This window comes from Sphaerisporangium siamense (genome assembly GCF_014205275.1).
Lineage (GTDB): Bacteria > Actinomycetota > Actinomycetes > Streptosporangiales > Streptosporangiaceae > Sphaerisporangium > Sphaerisporangium siamense.
Genome location: NZ_JACHND010000001.1, coordinates 701,767 through 726,024, shown reverse-complemented (window position 1 = coordinate 726,024; position 24,258 = coordinate 701,767). Strand labels below are relative to the sequence as shown.

The 24,258-nt window shown below is 74.3% G+C and carries 14 protein-coding genes; 4 read left to right on the top strand and 10 right to left on the bottom strand.

Going from position 1 to position 24,258, the window contains the following annotated elements:
* Positions 1-89: 89 nt before the first annotated feature.
* The 4 genes from BJ982_RS03305 to BJ982_RS03290 all read left to right on the top strand — a co-directional run bounded on the left by BJ982_RS03305 (position 90) and on the right by BJ982_RS03290 (position 5,410).
* The gene (locus tag BJ982_RS03305) at positions 90-1,667 is read left to right on the top strand and encodes a YcaO-like family protein (RefSeq protein WP_184876424.1); all 1,578 of its coding nucleotides are present in this window, start codon (positions 90-92) and stop codon (positions 1,665-1,667) included.
* 113 nt (positions 1,668-1,780) lie between these two features.
* Positions 1,781-3,952, top strand: coding sequence for an NACHT domain-containing protein (locus BJ982_RS03300; RefSeq protein WP_184876422.1), 2,172 nt, complete (start codon positions 1,781-1,783; stop codon positions 3,950-3,952).
* Entirely contained in the window at positions 3,949-5,070 is a 1,122-nt protein-coding gene (locus tag BJ982_RS03295; RefSeq protein WP_203959265.1) for a zinc metalloprotease, read from the top strand. Before BJ982_RS03300 ends, BJ982_RS03295 begins: the two co-directional genes overlap by 4 nt.
* 22 nt (positions 5,071-5,092) lie before the next feature.
* A complete protein-coding gene (locus tag BJ982_RS03290) occupies positions 5,093-5,410 on the top strand; it encodes a hypothetical protein (protein ID WP_184876420.1) in 318 nt (105 codons plus the stop codon).
* Between the two features lie 34 nt (positions 5,411-5,444).
* On the opposite strand, the gene BJ982_RS03285 is transcribed toward BJ982_RS03290, so the two are convergent.
* The 10 genes from BJ982_RS03285 to BJ982_RS03240 all read right to left on the bottom strand — a co-directional run bounded on the left by BJ982_RS03285 (position 5,445) and on the right by BJ982_RS03240 (position 24,239).
* Positions 5,445-5,597 (bottom strand): hypothetical protein, encoded by a 153-nt coding sequence (locus BJ982_RS03285; RefSeq protein ID WP_184876418.1) that lies wholly within the window; start codon positions 5,595-5,597, stop codon positions 5,445-5,447.
* 112 nt (positions 5,598-5,709) lie between these two features.
* A complete protein-coding gene (accC, locus tag BJ982_RS03280) occupies positions 5,710-7,074 on the bottom strand; it encodes an acetyl-CoA carboxylase biotin carboxylase subunit (RefSeq protein WP_184876416.1) in 1,365 nt (454 codons plus the stop codon).
* A 10-nt stretch (positions 7,075-7,084) separates the two neighbouring features.
* Positions 7,085-7,615, bottom strand: coding sequence for an acetyl-CoA carboxylase biotin carboxyl carrier protein (gene accB / locus BJ982_RS03275; protein WP_184876414.1), 531 nt, complete (start codon positions 7,613-7,615; stop codon positions 7,085-7,087).
* 3 nt (positions 7,616-7,618) lie between these two features.
* Positions 7,619-9,325, bottom strand: coding sequence for an acetyl-CoA carboxylase carboxyltransferase subunit alpha (locus BJ982_RS03270; protein WP_184876412.1), 1,707 nt, complete (start codon positions 9,323-9,325; stop codon positions 7,619-7,621).
* Positions 9,326-9,436: 111 nt separating this feature from the next.
* Entirely contained in the window at positions 9,437-10,909 is a 1,473-nt protein-coding gene (locus BJ982_RS03265; protein WP_203959266.1) for an MFS transporter, read from the bottom strand.
* Positions 10,906-11,673: a 4'-phosphopantetheinyl transferase family protein gene (locus tag BJ982_RS03260; protein WP_184876410.1), complete on the bottom strand. Its 768-nt coding sequence runs from the start codon at positions 11,671-11,673 to the stop codon at positions 10,906-10,908. The genes BJ982_RS03265 and BJ982_RS03260 overlap by 4 nt, the downstream gene beginning before the upstream one ends.
* Complete coding sequence (locus BJ982_RS03255; RefSeq protein WP_184876408.1) at positions 11,670-13,442, bottom strand: acyl-CoA dehydrogenase family protein; 1,773 nt, start codon at positions 13,440-13,442, stop codon at positions 11,670-11,672. Before BJ982_RS03255 ends, BJ982_RS03260 begins: the two co-directional genes overlap by 4 nt.
* Entirely contained in the window at positions 13,439-15,445 is a 2,007-nt protein-coding gene (locus tag BJ982_RS03250) for an acyl-CoA dehydrogenase family protein (protein WP_203959267.1), read from the bottom strand. Before BJ982_RS03250 ends, BJ982_RS03255 begins: the two co-directional genes overlap by 4 nt.
* The gene (locus BJ982_RS03245; RefSeq protein WP_184876406.1) at positions 15,442-17,046 is read right to left on the bottom strand and encodes a PfaD family polyunsaturated fatty acid/polyketide biosynthesis protein; all 1,605 of its coding nucleotides are present in this window, start codon (positions 17,044-17,046) and stop codon (positions 15,442-15,444) included. Before BJ982_RS03245 ends, BJ982_RS03250 begins: the two co-directional genes overlap by 4 nt.
* A gap of 5 nt (positions 17,047-17,051) precedes the next feature.
* Positions 17,052-24,239, bottom strand: coding sequence for a beta-ketoacyl synthase N-terminal-like domain-containing protein (locus tag BJ982_RS03240; RefSeq protein ID WP_184876404.1), 7,188 nt, complete (start codon positions 24,237-24,239; stop codon positions 17,052-17,054).
* Positions 24,240-24,258: the final 19 nt, after the last annotated feature.

The following is a 24,258-nucleotide window of genomic DNA, read 5'->3' as shown; positions in this document are numbered from 1 at the left end:
AGGGGAGGCGGATGTCATGGGTCGTGGACTGGACTACACGAAGGCCGAGTCGCTGGACGCGGAAGGTCAGGAACTGACGGACGCCGAGAATGAGCGGCTCGAAGAACTCCTCCGAGGGAAGGACGCCGGAGGAGCGGGTCGTCGCACTGCCGGAGGCCGAGCGGCGCGTTAGAGCCGCGCTCGCCCGGCTCGGACTGACACCCGAGGTTCTCGTTCTGGCCGGGGACGCCGAGTCGCCCGGGGAGTTTCCCAGGGACAGCGAGTCTCCCGGAGATGGCGAGTTGCCGTGGGATGCCGGGTCGTCTGGGGATGCCGGGTCGCCTGGGGATGGCGAGTCGGCCGGCGACGGCGAGCCGTGCGCCGTCGCCTGCCGGTTGCGCACCGCGGACGCGGCCGTGCCACCGTCGGCGCACGGGATGGGCAAAGGGCCGTACGACGAGGCCCGGGTGGGGGCCGTGTTCGAGGCCCTTGAGCATCACATGACCGGCCCGGCCGGGTTCGACCCCGCGTGCGTGGTGATGGCGGAGACGGCGCACCTCGCCGCCGGACCGCTGGCCGAGGAACCGTGGTTCCTGGCGCTGGCGGACATGGCCCGGACGTCGGAGTCGGCGGCGACCAGAACGTGGACGTCGTGGCCGGTGGGGGACGGCTCGGCGTCGGCGTCGGCGGAGACCACGGTGTGGAGGTCGCGGGTGGTGGAGGCGGCCCAGGTGTCCGGCGCGGCGGGAGACGGCTGGGGGGCCGGTGGTCGGCGGGTGGCCTGTTGTCGCTATCGGGCGTTCGGGGGCGGGGCCGGGGTCGCGGTGCCGTTGTTCCTGTCGTGTCCCTGGTACGTCGAGGTGCATGCGGTGGGGTTGCGTGAGCGCGTTGGGGATTTCTGTGACTACGGCCATCTGATGCGTTACAGCTGTAACAGTGGCTCGGCGATCGGGGTCACGGCGGATGAGGCGCTGTTGCACGCGCTGAACGAGACGGTGGAGCGTGACGCGCTGTCGCTGCTGCTGGTGTGTGCCTTTCTCGGCCGGGAGCGGTTTCGGCCCGCCGTCGTGGATCCCGCCACGTTGCCGTCCGATCTGGCACGCGCGCTCGCGAGGGCGGAGCGGGTCGCCGGGGGGCCGGTGTGGCTGTTGGACATCACCACCGACCTGGGGGTGCCGGTCATGCTGGCGTACGTGGCCCCGGCCGGCGGCCGGCCGCATCGGCGCGGCTCGGGTGCCTCGGCGAGCCCGGCGCACGCGGCCCGGCGCGCGGTCGCCGAGCTGGTCCAGACGGTCGCGGCCGAGTCTCTGCCCTGGTCGGCGCGGCGTGGTGATCTGAGGGGCCTCGCCCGGCATCCCGAGCTGTACGCGTGCGGGCGGTTCGACCTCACCGCGCACCTGCGGGACGCCCGCACGGTGCCCCTGGGCAGGGAGCCCGCCCCCGCGCATCCTCGGGACCGGCTGCGCGAGCTGGTCGCCACGCTCGTCGCGCACGGCCGTACCCCCTATTACCGCACGGTGGCCGTGCTCCCCGGTGAGATCACGGTCGTGCACGTCGTCGTGCCGGGCCTGGAGCGGTTCATGTTGATCACGGACGGCAACCTGGTGCTGCCCGGCGCCCGGGGACGGGCCGCCGCCACGGGGACCCTGCCGGCGAATGGACGTCGTTCTGCCGGCTCTGCCGACTGATGCCGGAGAGTTTCCATGCATATGGGCATGCGTATGAGACTTTCCGGTTGTTAGACCATTCTGTATGCAACCTCTAGTTACGGCCGGATATCACCGGATCGCATCATGGGTTTATGGCGACGCTATACGGGAGGCGACGATCGTCGGCCAAGCGGTCTCTGGTGCTGGGGCTGGTCTTCCTGGCCATCGGCATCCTGATTCTGCTGCTATTCGACTTCAACGTCGTGGCCCCCGCGAGGGGCCATAAGGTCGATTCCTTGAACGCCACGCAGATCCTGTCGTCGGCGGGCGGAGTCGTGGGCCTGATGAACGGGGTGCTCCAAATCCTGGCCGCGTGGCGCAAGTCGCGTCAGCCGCCGCCCGCCCCGACGCCGACGGACATCGACAGGGCGAAGGACATCCTCGCCGGTCTGGCGGGCGAGCAGTCGCGGGACGAGACGATCCTGCGGTCGCTCGGCGACCCGGAGCCGATCCCCGTGCCGTGGCGGTCGACCGAGCACGAGGAGCTCATGGACCACCCCCGCCTGATCGCGGAGGGCTCCGTCAGCTTCCCGAGCCTCACCGACCACATCGCCGCCATGGCCGAGGACTTCCGCGCGCTGCGATGCCGTCGCCTCGTCATCCTCGGCGAGCCGGGATCGGGCAAGACGACCTTGGCCGTGCAACTCATCATGGAGTTGCTGAAAACGCGGCGACCTGACGAGCCCGTCCCGGTCCTGATGTCGGCGGCGCGCTGGGACACCGACATCCACCCGGAACTGCACGACTGGGTGGCGGCATGCCTGGACATGGACTACCCCGCTTTGCGCGCGGAAGGACTCGCCCCCGACACCCCGGTCACGCTCGCGATCCGCGGCGAGGTGCTCCCCGTCATCGACGGTCTGGACGAGCTGCCGGGCGATGCCAGAGTGGGCGTCCTGTGCGCGCTGAACCGGTCGATGTCGGAGTCCGACCAGCTGATCGTGACCTGCCGCACGGCCCAGTTCGCCGAGTCCGTCGAGGAGGCGGGAGACGTCCTCACCGCCGCGGCGGTCATCGAACCGCACCCGCTCTCTCCGGGCGTGTCCGCCGACTACCTGGAGGCATGCCTTCCCCCGAGGCCCAAGCCTCCGTGGCCGCGGATCCTGGACGCGCTGCGGAAGGGCCTCGTTCCCGCGCTGGCCGAGGTGACGAGCACGCCGCTCGGTCTTTGGCTGGTCCGCGCCGCGTACGTCGCCGCACGGCGGGATCCGACGCCTCTTCTCACTCTCGGCCGGGGGGACGCGGCCACGCTGAACGATCACCTGTGCGACCGGCTGATCCCGGCCGTGGTCGATTCGCGCCGGCCCCGCGGCGGCGCGGCCGAATCGTTCCGTCCCCGGCACTCCTGGAGTCCGGATCAGGTACGGCAATGGCTGGCCTACATCTCCCGCCAGCTCCTGGTCTCCGGTGAGGACGCCCGCGACATGGCCTGGTGGCGCCTCGCGGGCTACACCTCCACGACTTTGGTCCGTGCGCTGGTCGGCGTGGGGGCCGGGGCCGTGGTCGGGACCGTGCTCGGCCTCGTGACGACGGCGCCACTGGTGGGCGTGGTGACCGGCGTCCTGGTGATGCTCCTCGTCGTGATCACGACCAGGACCTGGTTCACCGAGGCGCCGGGGCACGTCGGCTTCCAGCTCCGGGGAAGGCGCCGCCTGGTCGTGCAGTCTCTCCGGGACGGGGTGATCGTCGGGCTGGTCGGCGCGGTCGTGGGCTGGGGCATGAGCGGTAGTGTCGCGGGCTGGGGCAAGATCGAGGCCACGGCAGTCAGCGCCCTCATGGTCGGCGGGGTGTCACTGGGGTTGTTCCTCCTGACGATCGGCCTCGGCCGGTTCGTCGAGCGGCCGACCAAGACGACCACCGCGCGGTCGCCACATTCCACCTGGAAGGCCGACATGAACCTCACGCTCGTCCGCGCGGTCAGCGGGGCGGTGATCGGGGTCATCGCGGGCGTCATCGGGGGGCTGGCCGGGCTGAATTGGCTGATCGCGGTCGTCGGCGGGCTTTTGATCGGGCTCGTGATCGGGCTCATCCTCGGGACCCATCACGCCTGGCTGGCCTACAGCGTCACCATGCCCCGGCTGGCCAGGAAGGGGCGGCTGCCGTTGCGGGCCATGAGCTTCTTCGACGACGCCCACCGCCTCGGCCTGCTGCGCACCGAAGGGCCGTTCTACCAGTTCAGGAACTTCGAACTGCAGAAGCACCTCTCCCACGACGGGACAGGCGCGGCACCCGCGCCACGATTCGACCAGGAGGGACGGCCATGACGGAACCGGGCTTCCCGCAACCTCCGACGCGCGACCTGTGCGGCACCATGCTGGTGCACCGCAGGCTGCTCAACGAGAGCACGACCTACCGCGCGCGCCGGGCGGCGATCGAGAACCGCGCGCTGCGGTACGAGCAGGGACGGCAGGCCCCGGCGCGGACGGAGGTGGTGACCATCCCGGTCGTCGTGCACGTGGTCCACAACCACGCCGCGCCCGAGCAGGACATCGGCGCGGACCAGGTCCACAGCCAGATCGCCGTGCTCAACCGGGACTTCCGCGCCGCCAACCCCGACGTCGGCGAGGTGCCGCCGGTGTTTCGGCCGCTGGTGACCGACGCCCGCGTCGAGTTCCGCCTCGCCGACCGGGACCCGGACGGCGCGGCGACGGACGGGATCGTCAGGGTGGCCACCGACGAGCGGGTCTTCACCTGGGACGACGGCGTGAAGTCGCACGCCACCGGCGGTTCCGACCCGTGGCCCGGCGACCAGTACCTCAACCTGTGGGTGTGCGCGCTGGGCGGCGGCCTTCTCGGCTACGCGCAGTTCCCCGGCGGCCCGCCGCAGACGGACGGCGTGGTGATCCTGCACTCGGCGTTCGGGACGACGGGGACGGCGAGGGCGCCGTTCGACGGCGGGCGCACCGCCACCCACGAGATCGGGCACTGGCTGGACCTGTACCACATCTGGGGCGACGACGACGGGGCGTGCAGCAGCGACGACAAGGTCGCCGACACGCCGAACCAGGCGGGCGCCAACCACGGCAGGCCGAGCTTCCCGCACGTGACCTGCGAGAACGGCCCGAACGGCGACATGTTCATGAACTTCATGGACTACACCGACGACGCGGCCATGTTCATGTTCACCTCGGGCCAGGTGACGCGCATGAACGCCTGCCTGGAGGGGCCGCGGGCGTCGCTCCTGGTCGCGCCGCTGCTGGCACGCGCCCCCGCCGCCGCGCCAACGACGGCCACGGCCGGCGTGCCCGTCCCGGGGCCGCGCGGGGCCGCCCACGACGGCGAGGTGGAGCGGCTGCTGCACGACAGCGAGCGGCTGACCGCGGAGGTCCTGAGCGACATCCGCGCCGCGCTCGGCATGGTCGCCGACCGGGCGGGCGGATGATCCGGGCGGCGGAGGGCGGCCCGTGACCGAGGAGACCCCGCCGGACATCACCGGCGCCTGGCTCCACTCCTACGAGGAGGACACCGGCACCGCGGCTGTGTACCGCCCGGCGGATCATCCGTTCCGTCCGTCGCGGCGGCCGCGGCGGGGCCTGGAGTTCCGCCCGGACGGCACCTTCGTGGAACTGCGTCCGGGCCCGGCCGACCGTCCGTACCCGGTGGCGGGGCGCTGGCGGATCCGGGACGGCCACGTGCGGGTGACCTTTCCCGAGGGCGGCGCCGCGCCCTTCGACCTGACGGTGCTCTCGCGCACCGCCGGCAAGCTCACGATCGCCACGTGACCGGCCGCGCGCCGAGTGGCGGCGCGCGGGCCGTTCAGGAGGGCTTGCGGAGGTCGCGGACCGCGTCGAGGGTCGAGGCCAGGCGGTCGGTCAGGCCGCGGGGCATGCCGCCGAGGGACGCCCTGAGGGACTCCATGGTCTCGCCGAGCTCGGCGTCGTGCGCGGGATCCGGCCTGTCGTGGTCCATCTGGAATCACCTTCCGCCGATGCGGGAACCTGTACCGGCCCGGCTCCGCGGCCGGGTCTCCGCACCGCCTCGCCGGCGGCGCGGGCCCGCGCCGATCGGCCGGGCTCACAGGCTACGGGGGCGTGCCATTGCCGCTCAGATACTGGTCGAGGAACTGGGTGGTGACGCTGCCGGCCCGGAATTCGGGGTGTTCGAGGACCCGGCGGTGCAGCTCAATGGTGGTATGTACCCCGCGCCCTTCGATCTGGAACTCGTCGAGGGCCCGGGCCATGCGGTCGAGCGCGGCGTCGCGGTCCGGCCCCCACACTATCAGCTTGGCGATCAAGGAATCGTAGTAGGGCGGCACCCGGCTGCCGGTCAGGCAGTGCGTGTCGAGGCGCACCCACGGCCCGCCGGGAACGTCGAAGCGGTCCAGCCGTCCGGGGGTGGGGGCGAAGCCGGCGGTGGTGTTCTCGGCGTTGATCCGGCACTCGATCGCGTGGCCGCGCAGGTCGATGGTCTCCTGGCGCAGGGACATCGGCTCGCCCGCCGCGACGCGGAGCTGCTCGCGGACCAGGTCCACGCCCGTCACCATCTCGGTGACCGGGTGCTCCACCTGGATCCGGGCGTTCATCTCCATGAACCAGAACCGGCCCTCGCCGTCCAGCAGGAACTCCATCGTGCCGGCGCCGCGGTAGCCCACCGAGCGGGCGCCGTCGACCGCGGCCTGCCCGATGCGCGCCCGCAGATCGGCGTCCACGACGGGCGAGGGGGACTCCTCGATCAGCTTCTGCTTGCGCCGCTGCACCGAGCAGTCGCGTTCGCCGAGGTGGACGACGGTGCCGTAGTCGTCGGCCATCACCTGCACCTCGATGTGCCGGGCACCGGTGAGGTACTTCTCCAGGTAGATCGCGGCGTCTTTGAAGAGGGCCTGGGCGCTGGCGCGGGTGGCGCGCACGGCCTCGGGCAGGTCCTCGCGGCGCTGCACGACGGTGATGCCCCGGCCGCCGCCCCCGGCGGACGCCTTGAGCACCACCGGGTAGCCGATCTCGTCGGCGAGGGCGAGCGCCTCCTCGGCCGAGACGATGGGGCTGACCGTCCCGGGCAGCAGGGGGAGCCCCGCGTCCTGCATGAGCTTGCGCGCCGTCGACTTGTCCCCGAGGTGCTCCATGACCTCCGGCGGCGGGCCGACGAAGGTGATCCCGTTGTCGGCGCAGATCTCCGCGAAGTACGGGTCCTCCGACAGGAAGCCGTACCCGGGGTGGATCGCGTCGGCGCCGGTCTTCAACGCGGCGCCGATGATGTTGGGCACGTTGAGGTAGCTGAGCCGGGGGGCGGGCGGGCCGATGCAGACGGCCTCGTCGGCCAGGCGCACCGGCAGCGAGTCGGCGTCGGCGGTGGAGTAGACGGCGACCGTGCGGATGCCGAGCTCCTTGCAGGCGCGGAGCACGCGTAACGCGATCTCGCCGCGGTTGGCGACGAGCACCTTGCGGAACATGCGCCGCTCCCTACTCAGGCCCGTCGGCGGGCTCGATGACGATGAGCGTCTGGCCGTACTCGACGAACTCGCCGTCGCTCACCTCGATCGACACCACGGTGCCGGAACGGTCGGCGGTCACCGCGTTCATCAGCTTCATCGCCTCGACGATGGCCACCTGCCTGCCGGCCTGCACGACGTCGCCGACGGCGACGAACGGCTCGGCGCCGGGCGAGGGCGCGCCGTAGAAGGTGCCGACGAGCGGCGCGACGACGCGGTGGCGGTCCGGGGCCGGCTCCGCGGCGGGGGGAGGAGGAGCGGGCGCGGCGGCCTGCTGGTCGCGCGGCGGCGCGGCGGGCGCGGGGCGCGGCGCCTCCGCGGCCACGCCGTCACCGCTGGACTCCCACTCCACTTCGATGACGGCCGTGCCCGCCTTGAGGCTCACCCGGCGGATCGGCCGGCCCACGTCGGAGATGAGCTGGCGCACCTCGTGCCGCAGGTCCGCCAGCGTCACCTCCCCGTTCTTCTGCTCGTGCACCACGTCGCCCAACTCCTCGCTCATCCCTCACCACCGGGTGACTGAGGGCTGACAGTTCGGATCACCGAAGCGAGTATGGCGGGCGTACCGATCCTTGACGAGGTTGTCCGCGGACAACGGTGACAGTTCGGCTAGTCCGGCCACGACGGCCTCGCGGACCGCCGCTCCTGCCGCCGCCCAGTCGTCGTGCGCGCCCTCGGCGGGCTCGGGCACCACGCCGTCGACCACCCCGAGTTCCAGCAGGTCACGGGCGGTCAGACGCAGCTCGGCGGCGGCGCGGTCGGCCTGTCCCGCGCTGCCGAACAGGATCGTCGCGCACCCTTCCGGGCTGATCACCGAGAAGTACGCGTTGCCGAGGATCAGCAGCCGGTTGGCCGTCGCGAGCGCCAGCGCCCCGCCGCTGCCGCCCTCCCCGGTGACCACGGACACGACGGGGACGCGGAGCCGGGACATGCGCAGGATGCACTCGGCGATGGCCGTCCCCTGCCCCCGCTCCTCGGCCTCGACGCCCGGGTAGGCGCCGGGGGTGTCCACGAACGTGACGACGGGCATGCCGAACCGCTCGGCGTGGTCCATCAGCCGCCGGGCCTTGTGGTAGCCGGACGGCTGGGGCATGCCGAAGTTGCGGCGGATCAGCTCGGGCGTCTCGTGCCCCTTCTGGTGGCCGATCACCACGACCGGCCGCCCGCCGAGCGAGGCGACCCCGCCGACGATCGCCTTGTCGTCGCCGGAGCAGCGGTCGCCGCGCAGCTCGAAGAACTCGTCGAAGATCTGCGCGCAGTAGTCCAGCGTGGTGGGACGGTCGATGTTGCGCGCGGTGCGGACGACCTCCGTCGCCGGCAGGTGGTCCAGGGTGATCGGGTCGGTCAGGTACGGCACCCCTCCGGCCGGGGCCGGGGTGTCGTCCTGGGCGCCGGAGTGCAGGCGGAGCAGGCGGCCGAGGGTGGGACGCAGCCTGTCCCGGGGCACCACGTCGTCGATCATGCCGCAGGCCAGCAGCGATTCGGCGCGCTGGAAGTTCTTCGGCAGGTCCTGCCGGATCGTCTGCTTGATCACCCCGGGTCCGGCGAACCCGATCCTGGCGGACGGCTCGGCCAGCACGATGTCGCCGAGCACCGCGAACGAGGCGGTCGCGCCGCCGTAGGTGGGGTCGGTGAGCAGGTTGACGCACAGCAGCCCGGCCTCGCGCAGCCGCCCGAGCTCCTGGGCGGTCTTGGCGAGCTGCATCAGCGAGATCGCGCCCTCCTGCATGCGGGCCCCGCCGGAGGCGGTGACCAGCAGCAGCGGCAGCCGGGCCGCCAGCGCGTGCCGGGCGGCGCGGGCGATCAGCTCGCCGCTGACGCCGCCGACGCTGCCGCCCATGAACTCGAACGCCATGACCGCCACGACCAGCGGCATCTCCTCGATCGTCCCGGTGCCCCACACGACCGACTCGTTCGCGCCGGTGCGCTCGCGCGCCTCGGCGATGCGCTTGGGGTAGGGCTTGCTGTCGGCGAAGCCGAGGACGTCCACGGGTTCGAGGTCGGCGTCGTGCCGGCGGAACGAGCCCGGGTCGAGCAGCATCTCCAGGCGGTCGGCCACGCTCAGCCGCAAGGGGTGGGTGCATTCGGGGCACACCCAGTCCTGGCGCCGCAACCGGCGCAGGTACAGCAGGGACGTGCACGAGGGGCATTTGGTCCACTGGTTCTCGTCGCCGGATCGATCGGTCACCGGCCGGCTCAGCACCGAAGTCATCTTGGCTCCCGGTTCGTAGCTGTCAGGCGTGCTCGGGGGGAAGTGTTTCCGCTGGTCGGGCGGGGTGCTCCCGGTGGCGCCGCGGAGCGCCACCGGGAGCCTCGCCGCAGGTCAGACCCCCGCCTCGCTGGGGGCGTAGGACGTGGCGCCGGTCCTGGCGGTCTCCTGCCGGACGCCGCGCCGGGCCTCGGCCTCGGCGGGACGGCGGACGACGCGCGGGATCAGGGCCCCGGCGAGCGCGCCCGCCGCGACCACGGCCGCGCCCACGTACAGGGCGGGCACGATGCCGTCGAAGAAGGCCGTCGGCGCGGCCGGGGACGGGCCCACCACGCCGCCGGACTGCTGGAACACCGTCGCCAGCACCGCGACGCCGAGCGCGCCGCCGACCTCGCGGATCGTGCTGTTGGCGCCGGACGCCTTGCCGTGCTCCTCGGTGCGGACCGCGGCCAGCACGACCGCCGAGTTCGGCGCGAACGTCAGCCCCATGCCGATGCCGGCGACGATCAGGGCCGGGATCAGCGCGGTGTACTCGCGTCCGGGATCGGCCAGCGTGCCGATCCAGAACAGGGCCGCGGCCTGCAGGCCGAGCCCGGCGGCCATGAGCTTGCCGCCGCCGACCCTGCCGACGAGCAGGCCCGCCACCGGGGCGAGGAACATCGGCATCAGCGTCCAGGGCAGCGTGCGCACGCCCGCCTCCAGGGGCGAGTAGGCCAGCGGGCCCTGCAGGTACTGCACGAGCAGGAAGATCGAGCCGAACACCCCGAAGTACATCGCCAGCGACACGAGGTTGCTGAGGACGAACGGGCGGGAGCGGTAGAAGCTCAACGGCAGCAGGGGACGCGGGGTGCGCCGCTCCCAGGCGACGAACAGGGCCAGCAGGACGGCGGCGCCGCCGAACGCGCCCAGGATGACCGGGTCGGTCCAGCCGCGGCCGTGGGCCTCGACGATCGCCCAGACCGCCGTGGTGATCGCGGCGCAGCCGAGCACCATGCCGGGCAGGTCCATGCCGCGGCCCTCGCCCTTGCTCTCACCGAGCACCCGGTAGACCAGGCCGACGGCCGCGAGGCCGATCGGGACGTTCACCCAGAAGATCCACTGCCAGCTCAGGCCCTCGGTGACGGCGCCGCCGACCAGCGGGCCGACCGCGACCGCGGTGCCGGAGACGGCGCCCCAGAGGCCGACGGCCAGGTTCCTGCGCCGCTCGGGAACCCCGGCGGCCAAAAGTGTCAGGGAGAGCGGGAACACCGCGGCGGCGCCGACGCCCTGCAACACCCGCGCGGTGAGCAGCACCGCGGTGGACTCGGCCACGGCGCACAGGGCCGAGGCGGCGACGAACACCAGGATGCCGACCACGAACAGCCGTCGGCGGCCGAGCCGGTCGCCGAGCGCCGCGGCGGTGATCTGCAGGCCCGCGAAGGCGAGCACGTAGGCGTTGACCACCCACTGCAGGTCGTCGAGCCCGGCCTTCAGGTCCTGGCCGATCTCGGGGAGCGCGTTGGTGACGACGAGGTTGTTGAGCGCCACCAGGAACATGGGTATCGAAGCGGCCACGACTGTGGCGGCGAGCCCACGGCGTGGGTTCACGAGAGCACCCCTTCCAGGGAGGTTTCTGACGGATCCATGACGTGCCGGACGACGATCGGACAGGGGGCCGTCCCGGGCGTGCGGACGGCGACGGCCAGGCAGTGGCCGGTGCGCAGGTGGTCGAGGTGGAAGGTCCAGGCGTGGTCCTCGGCGGCGCCGCGCCGTTCGTCGCGCAGCGTGACCGGGCCGCCGGGCACGCCGCCGACGGTGAGCCGCTCGAAGCCGTACCGGAGCCCGTAGCCGAGCGCCTTGGTGTACGCCTCCTTCACCGCCCAGGTGTCGAGCAGCGCCTCCGCCCGCGTCCCCGGGTCCAGCGCGGCGAGCCGCGCCTTCTCGGGTTCGGACAGGGCGCCCGGCAGGTGACGCAGCGCGTCGTCCCCGAGGGGGCTCTGGACGTCCACGCCGCACGGCACGACCGAGGTGACCGCGCAGGCGATCCAGCCGTCGCTGTGCGAAAGGTTGAACCGCAGGTTCCACGGGTTCGGCGACAGCTCGGGCCTGCCGTACCAGCGGGTGACGAAGGACAGCCGCGACGGCTCCACCACGGCGTACCTGGCCAGCAGCAGGCGGGCGAGCAGCCGGGCGCCGAGGCTCCGCCTGCGGGCGCCGGGGGCTCGCAGGCGCGCCACCCGGTCCCGCTCGCCGGCGGAGAGCACCCGCTCGGGCGGCGCGGCGTCGGCCAGCGCGTCCACCTCCGACTCCGCCAGCAGCCACACGCCGGCCTCGCGGGTCAACTCCGGCGCGGGGGCGAGGAGGGCGCTCACCGCCGCTCTCCCGAGGCGCTGAGCTGGAACCGCCAGAAGGAGAAGAGCGACCGGTCGGAGTGCAGGCCCCGCAGGATCTCCACCACCCGGTCCACCATCTCCTGGTCGGTCACCGGCCGGGCCGGGTGGAAGTGCCGGGTCGCCCGTTCCAGGCACATCAGCAGCAGCGCGCCGTCCGGGAACGGCTCGGCCAGCGCGTCCTGCGAGCGGGTGAACAGGTGGACGGCCGCGGCGGCGGCGTGGATCGCGCAGTACTGCTCGGCCAGGCGGAACAGCTCGGCCGTCCCCGCGTACCCCTTGCCGTGCGCCTCGCGCAGCCGCGTGACCTCCTCGCGCAGGCGGCCGAGCTCCACGACCAGCGACGCGGCGACGTCGGCGGCCCGCGACAGCCAGCGGCGCTGCCGCTCGTCCGCGTGGGCCGCGGCCATCGCCCGCAGCCGGCGCACGCCGTCCGGCAGCAGCAGCACGGTGTCGTCGCCGCCCCTGCTGAAGAGCTGCTGGTCGCAGGGCCGCCACTCGGGCAGGGGGGCGTCCAGGTCGTACTGCGCCTGGACGCGGGCCTCCGCCTCCGGCGTCACCGGGCCGGCCGCGGTGCGCAGCAGCCCGTCGAGCTGGAGGGCGATGTTCTTGAGGTTCACCACCGTGTTGCCGTCGGCGAAGATCGCTACGAGCGCGTCGCGCAGCATCTTCTGGTAGACGCCGTAGTGCGGGTGCGCCCGCAGGTACAGCCGCGCGCCGAGCACCACCGAGAGCTGCGCGAGCGTGCGCTCCAGCGAGGTCGGCACGTGGTACTTGACCACCGAGGAGTAGACGCTGGCCTGGCCGGGGTTGGCCTGCAGGCCGCGCACCGCGCCGGTGGTGGCCGCGTCGGCGACCACCAGGTCGGCGAAGCTCTCGGCGAGCTGCCGCCGGGTGTAGGGGACGTCGATGACGCGCTGGCCGAAGATGACCCGCTCGGTGACGAAGTCCATCGTGACCCGCAGCGCGGTGTCCACCGCGCCGAGCCCCATGCCGTTGATCGTGGTCCTGGCGACCTGGCCGCTCTTCAGCGCCAGCTCCAAGCCCTGACCCTCCCTGCCCAGCAGCGCGGACTCCGGGACGAACAGGCGGTCCAGGCGGATGCCGCTCATGTCCAGCGCCCGCAGGCCGTGGATGCGCTCGTTGGGCAGGTGGACCACCGAGCCCGCCGGGCAGTGGCGCTTCTCGACCGCGAAGATCGACCAGTCGCCAGGCCCGCCGCGCTCGTTGGTGCGCGCCTGCACGCTCACCACGTCGGCGACGGTGGCGTTGCCGATCAGCCACTTCTCGCCGGTCAGCAGGTAGCCGCCCTCGACGCGCTCGGCGCGCATCTCGTTGCTGAGCACGTCGCTGCCGTGGTCGCGCTCCGACAGGCCCCAGGCCATCCGGGTGCCGCGCTTGATCGCCTCGACGAAGTACCGCTTCTGCTCGTCGGTGCCGGCGATCCAGGCCGGCATGAAGGCCAGGTTGGTGAGCATCAGCGCGGTCGCCGTGGTCGGGTCCCTGCGGGCCACCAGGCGCAGCAGGTTGAAGCCCACCTCGACGTCGCCCGCCCGGCCGCCGAACGCGGACGGCAGGCAGTACTCGTGCAGGTTCCAGCGCTGCAGCAGCCCGACCAGCTCGTGGGGGAACTCCTCGCGCTCGTCGTGGTCGAGCACCTTCGTGAACGACATCGGGCTCGCCGGGTCGTGCGGGTCGCCGAGATAACGCTCCAACTCCTCGGCCACCGCGACCTGCTCCTTGACGGTCACGGCGTCTCCTCCTCTCCTGCGTCTGTCTCTCGGCCGGCCCCGTCGGCGGTCGGGTCGGCGGCCCTGCTGACGGTCCGGTCGGCGGCCTGATCGGCGGTCCGGTCGGCGGTCTCTTCTCCGGCTCTCCCGGTTTCTCCGGTCCTTCCGGCGGCGCGGTCGTGCTCGGCCAGGGGCAGCGCGGTGACGGAGAACATCCGTCCCTCCCGGTGGAGGCGCAGCGCCGTCTCGGCCATCGGGTCGTCCAGGAGCGCGGGCAGACGCCAGGTCCCGCCCTCGGCGCGGGCCAGCAACAGGCCGATCGTGGCGGCCGGCCAGGACGGCTCCCGGCCCGTGAGCAAAGGCTGGTCGCGGCCGGCCCGCCACAGGTGGACGCAGCTCGCGGCGGCGTGCAGGAAGCAGAACCGCTCGGCCTCCTCCAGCAGGTCGGGCGCCGCCGTTTCCCTGCGGTCGGCGAGCAGGGCTCGCACCCGCTCCGGCACCGCCGCCACCGCCGCGCACAGCCGGGCGACCGCCTGGTCCGCGAGCTCGGCGATCGGGCCGCCGACCGCCGCCAGCTCCGCCCGCACGGCCGCGGCCGCCTCCGGCAGCGCCTCCGTGACGGGGTCGGCGCGCCCGGCCACCGCCAGCGCGTCCAGCCTGGCCGCCGGCGGCGCCGTGGCGAGGTCGAACAACCCGGTCACCGCACCGTCCGCGGGCCGGGACGGGCGGGTCAGGGCCGCCTGGGTGAGCCACGTCGTGACCAGGCGCAGGTTGGCCACCGGACCGGTGTCGATGTGCCGGACCACCGCGTCGTCCCTGCGGAAGGTGTCGAACGCCGCCGCCGGTCCCTCCCGCAGCAGGCCGTGCGTGCCGAGCAGGTCGCCGCAGCGGGCGAAGACGTCGCCCGCCGCGTCGACGGTCACGTGCTTGACCACGCTGGACCACAGGCCCTGTGCCTCAGGCGCGAGGTGCAGGGCACGGGCCGCGCCGAGCGCGCCGGCCTCGGCGGCCAGCAGCGCGGTCAGGGCGGTGGCGATCTGACGCCGCGCCGTGGGCAGGCCGTCCAGCGGGCGGTCGCCCACGCGGTGCCCGGCCGCGAAGTCCAGGGCCAGCCGCAGCCCGGTGTCGGCGGCGGCCAGGTTCGCCCCGGTGCTCATGACCCGCACGTACTGCATCGCCCGCATCGCGACGTCCAGCCCGCGGCCCTCCCGGCCCACCCGGGCACTGGCGGGGACCGGTACCCCGGCGAACTCGAACCCGGCCAGCCCGATGCCGCGCATGCCCGTGCCCGGCCGCGTCCCCGTACGGCACGCGGCCACCACCGGGCCCTCCAGCAGGACCAGCGTGAACGCCCCCGGACCCCTGCGGCCGGTGCGGGCGCAGACGACCAGCGCCTCCGCCCGGTCGCCGAGGCCCACCAGCCACTTGCGGCCCCACAGCCGGTACCCGCCGTCGCCGTCCGGCTCCAGCCGGCACTCGTTGGCGAGCAGGTCGCTGCCGTGGACGTCCTCGGTGAGCGCGAAGCCCACCGCGCCGCCCCGGCTGAGCAGCCCGGTCACGCGGGCCCGCTGCGCCGCGTCCCCGGCCAGCAGCACGCAGGTCGCGGCCGTGATGCCGAACATCGTCGCGGGCATGACGGTCAGGTCCCTGCGGGCCGCCGCCCGGACGGTCATCAGCGTCTCGTCGGCGGCGTCCAGCGTGCCGCCGTCGGCGCGGGGGACGTACGACAGGCGCAGCGCCGGGCCCGCGGCGGCGGACAGCGCGGCGGGGAACGCCGCGGCCTCGTCGCGGGCCGCCGCCGCCGCGAACCCGAAGGGGTTCGCCACGGACGCCGGGTCGCCGAGCGACCGGTCCAGCCCGGCCGCCCCCGCGAACCGCGCCACCGGCCCCGGCAGGCCGGGCGATGTGGGCGAGCCGGTCAGGGGCTGGGGGCTGGGAGGGCCGGCCGGGCCCTGCGGCGTGGGGGGGTCGGCCTCGGGCACGCCGGGGGGCGCGGGGAGGGCGTCCAGCGTCAGCTCGGTCATGCCGCCACGACCTCGGTCGTCTCGCGGACGCTCCCGGAGGGCCGGTAGGACCGGACCGACGCGGGGAGCCGCACGCCGCCGAGCGTGAGCTGTTGGACGCGGCCGGTGAACGCGGCGCCGCGCATCAGTTCGGACGCCACCAGGGCCACCCGCCGGTTCTCCACGGAGGCGAGGGGCGTGCCGGCGGTCCAGGCGTTGAACGCGCCGATCGCCGGCCCCGTCCAGACCTGGTAGTCGGCCACCCGGTCGCCCTCGCCGACGGTCGCCCACCGCGAGGCCATGCCGAGGTACCAGCGGAAGATCAGCGCCATCTTGCGGCGCGGCTCCCGTCCGGCCCGCTCCAACTGGTCGGGGTCGCGCCGGGCGAAGTACTCCTGGACGTCGGCCCAGATGTCGTCCAGCGGGCGGCGGAAGACCTGGGTCTCCAGCTTGCGCCGCTCGCCGGCGGGCAGGGCCTCCACGCCGTCGTACTGCTTGTACAGCTCGTACAGGCGGCGGGCCCGCATCGGGAACATGGTGCCCTTGCGCAGCACCTGCAGGTCCACGCCCAGCTCGAACATGTCGGCCGCCGGGGCCATGTCGCAGTCGGCGACCCCCGCCTCGGCCAGCATCGCCCGCACGGCGGGGGAGGTGCCGGACTCCAGGCACGCCTGGTGGACCGAGCCGACCACGACGTAGTCGGCGCCGAGCCCGTAGGCGGCGGCGAGGGAGGCCGGGGTGCCGAGCCCGCCAGCCGCGCCCAGTCGCACGGGGTACCCCGTGCGGCGCTGGGCTTCGTCGCGCAGCGCGGCGATGACCGGGAAGAGCGCGACCAGCGGGCGCCGGTCGGTGTGCCCGCCGGAGTCGCCCTCGACGGTGATGTCGTCGGCCATCGGCACCAGGCGCGCCAGCTCGGCCTGCTCGGCGGTGACCAGGCCCCGGGCGACCAGGTCCGCGACCACGGACTCGGGCGCGGGCCGCAGGAACCGCTCGGCGACCTCCGGCCGGGACACCTTGGCGATCACCCGGTTCCCGGCGACCGGGCGGCCCTGCGGGTCGCGGTAGAGGCCCGCGACCCGGTAGCGCACGATGTGCGGGGTGAGGTCCATGAAGGCGGACGCCTCCACGCAGCGCACCCGGTGGCGCAGGAACAGTTCCACGCCCGCCCGCTCAAGCTCCTGCTCGCTCGGCGCGTGGATCAGGTTGACCGCGTACGGCAGCCGGGGGATCTCGGCGGCGAAGCGCTTCAGCGCCCGCTCGATGCGCTCGGGCAGCAGCCCCGCCGCCCCGAAGGATCCCAGCGTGCCGGCCTTGGCCAGCTCGATCACCAGGTCCTCCGAGGCGATGCCGCCGGCCATCGCGCCGCCCATGTAGGCGTAGCGCAGGCCGTGCCGGGCGCGGAACCCGGCGTCGCCGAGGCGCTCGGGGGGCAGCGGGCCGGCCGCGGCGACGATCGTCGCGGCGCTCGCCGGGCGGGCGTTGCTCACGCCGATCCCGGCGCCCGTGCGGACGACGTAGACGGGTTCCTCCAGGCGGGCCAGGGCCTCGTGCACCCCGGCCGGGTCGGTGCGGACCACGCCCGCGCCACGGGGCGCGGCGCCGGTCTGGACGGTGACGGTCATGGGGTTCACTCCTCCCGGCCGGCCTGGCCGGCCCGGACCTCGATGGCCACATCGGTCAGCTCGTAGATGCGCAGCCCCGGCTTCCACACGCTGGCGTCGGCGATGACGACCAGGCGGTCCTCCTCGCGGCGGATCTCCTTCACGTGCAGGTCGAAGGTCATCTCGCGGTCGTCGCGCAGGATCTGGCCGCGGTACTTCCAGCCCATGGGCACGTCCACCGCGGAGGCGAACCGCGCGCCGGGGATGTCGTCGGCGAGGCCGGTCTCGATCACGAAGGCCTGCAGGCCCTGGATCACCGACTCCACGCCGAGCGACCCTGGCATCACGGGGTCGCGGTGGAAGTGGCAGGTGAAGTACCAGTCGGCGGGGTCGATGGCGCGGCGGCCGAACAGGTAGCCCTTGCCGTGCGCGCCGCCGTCGGCGACCAGCGTCACCTCGTCGACCAGGCCCAGGTGCCCGTCGCCCAGCCGCAGCCCGGGCCGCCGCTCCCGCCGGGAGTCGCCGGCGGGGAGCTCCAGCCGGCGCACCCGGGCCGGGTCGAGGCCGGTCTGCTCCTCCAGCCACGGCGCGACGTACCTGCCGGAGTCCAGGCCGACCTGGTTGCTCAGCGCCGCCTCGGTGAAGTAGCCGAACAGCGACTCGCCGGCGTAGAACACCTCGTCGTCGGCCAGCAGCTCGTACCGGAAGCCCTGCAGCGTCGCCCCGGTGACCGCCTGGCTGGACAGCATGGTCGTCCGCTGCGTGATCGTCTTGCCGCGCAGGTCCACGTCGCGGACCAGGGTGGCCTTGCCGTCCAGGTTGCGGATCGCGAACTCGTCCTCGGGGCTGGCCAGCGTCGCGCCCAGGTAGTAGCCGCACAGGATGGCCGCCTGCAGCGAGGTCTCCATGAGCACGGCGTTCGGCATGCCGCCGGTCGGGCTGTCGGCGTAGTACCAGGCCTCGGGCGGCGAGTCGTACTCGGTGACCATCTTCGCGCCGGGCGTCAGCCTGCCCCGCGTGCCCTCCAGCGCCATGATGCGGTCGACGAACTGGAAGTCGCCGTTGGGGATGTGCGGCGCCCTGCGGTCGCGGTAGACGTCGAACTCCGGGCCCATCGCGGTGCCGAGATCGCCCTTGGCGGCGTGCGCCAGGTGCAGTTCGTTGATGAACGCGATCTCGCCCCTGGCGTTGCGCCTGCCCAGGTCCTCGGGCACCCCGCCGGGGCCGGGCCGGTACGGCGCGCCCGGCTTCTCGCGGAGCTGGACGCCGAAGTCGCGCATCGCCACGATCGGTTTGTCGCCGTCGTACACGGTGATGTCGGCGATGACGGTGGGCCGGGGGAGCAGGGTCAGCCCGATGATCTCCGCCTGGTAGCGGATCTCCCGGGTGCCCGGGGTGATCTGCCCGCGCACCTTGACCTCGGTCCGCAGCCCCGGCACCGACTGGAACTCGGCGTCCGGCAGCACCAGGTTCATGCCCAGGTACATCGCGTACGTCTGCAGGAGCTGCACCGCGCCCTCGGCCACCAGCGAGCCGGCCAGCACGGGGTCGCCGGGGAAGTGGCAGGTGAAGTACCAGCCGTCCGGGTCGAGCCGCTTGACGGCGGTCAGTTCGCCGAGCCCGCACGGGCCGCCGAGGCGGTCGATCGACGGGATCTCGTCGATCATGCGGAGCATCTCGCCGGGCAGCCGCACCGACGGGTTGGCGCCGCCCTGGTCGTACTGCGGGCCGAACACCTCGGCGCGGCGGCCCTCGGCGAGCAGCGCCAGGTCGGCGCCGGTCAGCGCGGTGCGCTCGGTGCGGGCCAGCGGCTTGAACCAGGTCCGCTCCAGCGCGGCGCGCCGGGCCTTGTCGGCGTCCGACAGCACCACACCGAGGGAGTTGTCCAGCTCGGCCTGGGTGAAGTAGCCGGCGCAGGCGTCGAGCAGCTCCAGGATCAGCTCGCCGTCGGCGTAGCACTTGTAGCCGAAGAAGAACAGCAGCGAGTCGCCGTTCCACACGAACCGCTTGATCTCGATGTCGTACCGCAGGGTCTGGCCCTCGCGCGGCAGCGGGCCGTGGAAGACCAGCTTGCTGTCCAGCAGCCGGTAGACGCGGTCGCCGCGGTGGCGCTGGTCGATGCCCAGGTAGCTGATCAGCAGCAGGTCGCACTGCCCGGCCTCGATGGTCACCGCGCACGGCACCAGGCCGTCCACGCCGTACCAGGCCCCGGCGGGCACGTCGTACTCGGTGGTGATCGACGACGGCTCGAACACGCCCGTGCGGCCCTCCAGCGCGGTCACGCGGGTGACGAAGTGGTAGGGCGGCGCGGGCAGCCGGGTGCGGGTGGGGTAGGTGTCCACCTCGGCGAACGCCGGGCCGAACACGTTGGCCACCTTTCCGGAGGCGAACTCCAGAAGGTCGGCCTCGTCCAGCACCGGGCGCGGCCCCTCCGGCAGGTCGCCGCCCGCGGGCGGCGCGGGGGGAAGGGCGGTGACGGTCCCGGACGCGGCGCGTTCGAGCCGCGTGACCGCGCCGTCGAGGATCGCGTCGTGGGCGCGCAGCGCGGCGCGGTGCGCCTCGGCGACCCAGGCGGCCATGGACGCCACGGTGCCGGTCAGCGCCTCGGGCGCCGGGCGGCGGCCGCGCGGGTTCCAGGACCCGGCGCGCGGGGGGCGCACCCGGCGGACCGGGGTCTCGTGCCGGCCCGCGGGCGGGGCGAGGGGGGTGGGCGCGGGAACCACCTGGGGGGCGGGCGGGTCGGGGACGAAGACGAACGGCTCGCCTTCCAGGGTGATGACGTCCTCGGCGTCGAGGTCCCAGACGGTCATGTCCTCGGGCCAGTAGACGATCGGGTCGGGCATGACGGCAGGCGCCTCCTCGGCGTCGGCGGCGACCGGGGCGTCGTGCCCGGCCGTCGCGAGAACAGGGGTGGCACGGTCGGTGAGAACAGGGGTGGCGCGGTCGGCGACCCGCTCGACGATCGACTCGCCGCCGCACGGCACCGTGCGGATCAGCCGCCGCTCCGCCGGCGCCGCGCCCGCCTGCTCGGCGGGGCCCAGCAGCCGTCCGAGGTCCACGGGCAGGCCGTGGCTCGCCAGCCGGGCCAGCGCCTGGGCCAGGGCGCCGCTCACCGAGGTGTGCCGGCGGTCCACCGAGACGGCCACGTGCGGCAGGTCCGCGAGGGTGTCGCCGATCCAGCGGGTGCAGGTCGCGCCCGGCCCGACCTCGACGAAGTAGCGGAAGCCGCGGTCGTGCGCGACGCGGGTCAGGCGCGCGAAGTCGATGGTGCTGCGCAGCGTCCAGGCGATCCGCGTGGCCACCGTCTCCAGGTCCGCCGGGTCGACGGTGTCGTAGTCGAAGGCCGACAGCAGTTCGAGGGACGGGTCGGGCGCGCCGGCGCGGTACCGGTTCAGCTCGGCCAGCTCGGCGAGGCCCGGGTCGACCATCGGGCAGTGCATGACGTGGTTGGCCGGGGCCTTGGCGGCCTGGCAGCCCGCCCGGCGGATCAGCTCGCGGATCTGCGCCGGGTCGCCGCCGACGACCACCTCGCCCGGGGTGTTGACGTGGGTGAGGAAGACGCGGTCCAGGCCCCGCATGGCCGCGCCGACCGTCTCGGGCCCGGCCAGCAGCAGGTAGCTCGCCCACACCTCCGAGTCCGGGGTGTCCCCGGGCAGCGCCCACGCCTCGCGGACCATGTGCTTGGGGCCGCGCAGCCGGTCGCGGAACAGGGGGGTGGCGGCCAGCTTGGCGTCGTCGCGGGCGGCGGCCGACCAGACGTCCATCGCGAAGAGCATGCTGCTCTCCCCGAGGCTGTAGCCGAACCCGCCGTGCGGGGTGACGCCGAGCACGTCGCGCAGGAGCTGGGTGCGCAGCACCGCCGTGTTGGTGCCGGCGGCGAGCAGCACGGGGATCTCGTCGATCAGCCGCTCCTCGTGCCGCATCAGGTCGCGCCGCCGCAGGGGACGGGAGCCGCGCGGGTACAGCCAGCGGTGCTTGAACCGGTCGCGCGGCCGGTCGGCCTCCCGTTCGAAGCGCTCCAGCAGGCCGGGGAACAGGCGGAACAGGTCGCGGTCCATGCCCGGGTAGCCGGTGAAGGCGCCGGGGTAGACGAACGCGACGCGTCCCTCGCCGACCGGGCGGGCGGTGCAGAAGCTGCCCGCGGGGGTCGCCCACTCGCCGCCGTTCGCCAGCACGGACGGCAGGTCGCGCTCGGCGGCGTCGAGCTCGCGGCGCAGCCGATCCCCGTCGGCGGCGACCAGCACCGCCGTGTACCGCCGCGACCCGCTGCGCGGCGCGGCCTCGCGCACCAGCTCCCACGGGTCGCGGCCGTGGTCGAGCGCGGACCGGTACTGGCGCACCAGGCCGGTCATCGCGCCCGCGTCGTCCGCGCTGACCGCGAGCATCAGGTGGCCGGGGGCGTCCCGCCAGTCGGCCTCCACCGCCGCGCCCCGGGTGTCCGCGCCGGCCAGCACCAGGTGCGCGGCGGTGTCGCCGCCCGCCAGCGCGCGGCCGTCCCAGGCGGCCACGGCGGCGATCCTCGGCCGGTCGTGCGCGCGGCGCAGGAACGGCGCCGGGTCCGCCGACACCTCCAGCCGGGTCGGCGGCAGGCCGTCCAGCGCCTCGCGCAGCGGCTCGGGGGTGGCGGGCAGCTCGGCCGTGTGCAGCCACCCGGCCGCGTTCACCAGGGCCGTCAGCACGGACGCCTGCTGGGAGTCCCCGGCGAGCGCGGCGGCGCCGCCGAGCAGGCAGCCCTCGCCGTCCCCGGCGTCCGCCGGGTAGGCGGCGGCCAGCGCGCCCGCGACCTCCGGGGTGGTGGGGGAGGCCAGCTCCAGGTAGTCCACGTCCCGTGGGCCGAGGCCGGCGGCGGACAGGCTCGCCCCCGCGGCGATGGTCAGCGCGGCCCCGGGACCGGCCGGGTCCGAGCACACCGCCATCGACTCGATGGTGGCGTAGACCCGCCGGCCGCCGGTGTCGCCGGGCCGGGTGACCACGACCGCGGCGGCGGCGTCGCCGGGCACCGGCGGCAGGCCGCCCTCCGTCCGGGCGAGCGCCGTCCTGGCGGCCACGTTCTCGATGCCCGCCGCCAGGTCCACCCCGCCGACCAGCACGGCCTCCACCGTCGGGTCGAGCAGCAGGAGCTGGGCGACCTCCAGGGCGCGGGCGCCGCCGGTGGCGTCGGCGGCCACCGTGAAGGACGGCCCGGTGAGGTTGCGGGAGGAGGAGATGCGGCTGGCCATGATGTTGCCGATGTAGCTGAGCACCTCGTTGGCGCCGATCGGGTCGTGCACCGCGCCGCGCACCGCCGTCTCCAGGCGGTCCACGGCCTCGTCGTCCAGCGTCAGCCCGGACCTCTCGACCTCGGCCCGCACGTGGGCGCCGATGTCGAACCGCGCGCGGTGGGTATGGGTGCGCGGCTCCAGCTCCATCGAGACGACCACGGCCACCCGCCGCTCCGGAAGCCGGTTCGCGCGCCGCCCCGACGGCCGCTCGGCGTACCCTGCGTCGGCGAGCGCCTGCTCGGCCGCCTCGAACAGCAGCAGGTGCTGCGGGTTGGCGTGGCCCAGCTCGCCCGGCGGGATGCGGTAGGCGCGGGCGTCCACGTCGATCATGTCGGCGTACCCGGCCGTGCCGGCGTGGTCGCCGGTGGCGGGCGCGGGGTCGCCGTCCTGCAGGCCGTACCAGCGGTGCCCGGGACGCTCCACCAGCGCGGGCGTGCCCGTGCGCGCGGCGCGCCGCCATTCCGCGACGCCGGTCAGCGGCCCGGCCCGCAGGCCCAGCCCGACCACGGCGAGCCGTCCGTCCCGGTCCGCGGCGGCGCCGCCCGGGGGCAGGACGCCGGCCGCCTCCTCGGTCGTCAGGATCGCGTGGGCGTTGGTGCCGCCGAAGCCGAACGCCGACACCGCGGCCACCCGGTGCCCGGGGTCGCGCTCGACCCGGGGCAGCGGCCAGGGCCGCTCGGACACCACGACCCGGTCGGCGGCGGTCAGCGCCTCGGCCGGGCGCAGCGGCTCGGCGACGCCCGGCGTGGCCGGGATGGTCCCGTGTCGCAGCGCCAGGATCGCCTTGAGCACGCTGGTGAAGCCCGCCACGGTCAGCAGGTGGCCGACGTTGGCCTTCACCGAGCCGAGCGGCGGCACCCCGCCGCGCCCGCCGAAGAACTCGGCCAGGCCGCGCAGCTCGGTGCTGTCGCCGATCGGCGTGCCCGTGGCGTGGCACTCGATGTAGTCGATCTGCGCCGGGTCGACGCCGTGGTCCAGGTACGTGCGGCGGTACGCCTCGACCTGGCCGTCCTTGCGCGGGGTGAGCAGGTGCCCGCCCGCGCCGTCGTTGCTCAGCCCGATCGGGCCGAGCACCGCGTGGACGCGGTCGCCGTCCCGCCGGGCGTCCGACAGCCGCTTGAGCACGAAGATCCCGGCGCCCTGCCCGGTCACGATGCCCTGCGACCGGCCGTCGAACGGCTGGCTCACCCCGTCGGCGGGGTACGCCTTCAGGTCGGAGAAGGACAGGTGGATCAGAAGGGGGTCCGGCGCGCAGACCGCGCCGGCGAGCATCACGTCGGCCCGGCCCGTCGACAGCTGCCGCTGGGCCAGGGCCAGCGCGTAGAGCGCCGAAGAGCACGCCGCGTCCAGGGTCAGCCGGGCGCCGCCGAGACCCAGGGCGTCGGCCACCACGGTCGCGGGGAGGCCGAACGGCCACAGCTCCGCGGGGTCGTCCCCGGTCGCCGTCCCGGCCGTCTCCGGCAGGTCGAGGCCGGCGCGGCGCAGGCCGGCGGTCACCGCGTTCCTGACCAGCGGCACGCAGGCGCGCACCGAGGTCTCGGTCGGGAAGGCGTAGTTGCCCAGGATCACGCCGGTGCGCGCCAGGACCGTGGCGTCCTCGGCGATGCCGGCGTCCGCCAGGGCGCGGCGGGCGGTGTGCAGGGGCCACCGGACCACCTTGTCCAGCCGGCCCAGCGTCGCCGCGGGGACGCGCAGGCCGGTCAGGTCGATGGGCGGCTCGGTGACGAACCCGCCCCGGGTGGCGGTGACCCGGTGCTCCGGGTCACCCCACCCGCCGGGGACGGCGTCGTCCGTGCCGAACATCTCGCGGCCGCCGGGGCGACGCAGATCCACCCCGGACCGCAGGTTGGCCCAGAACTGCTCGGGTGTGTCGGCGCCTGGCAGCAGGCAGGCGATCCCGACGATCGCTACGGGTTCCTGTCCGGTATCCGCAACATGCTCTGGCGTGGACATGACTCTCCATCCGCTCTCG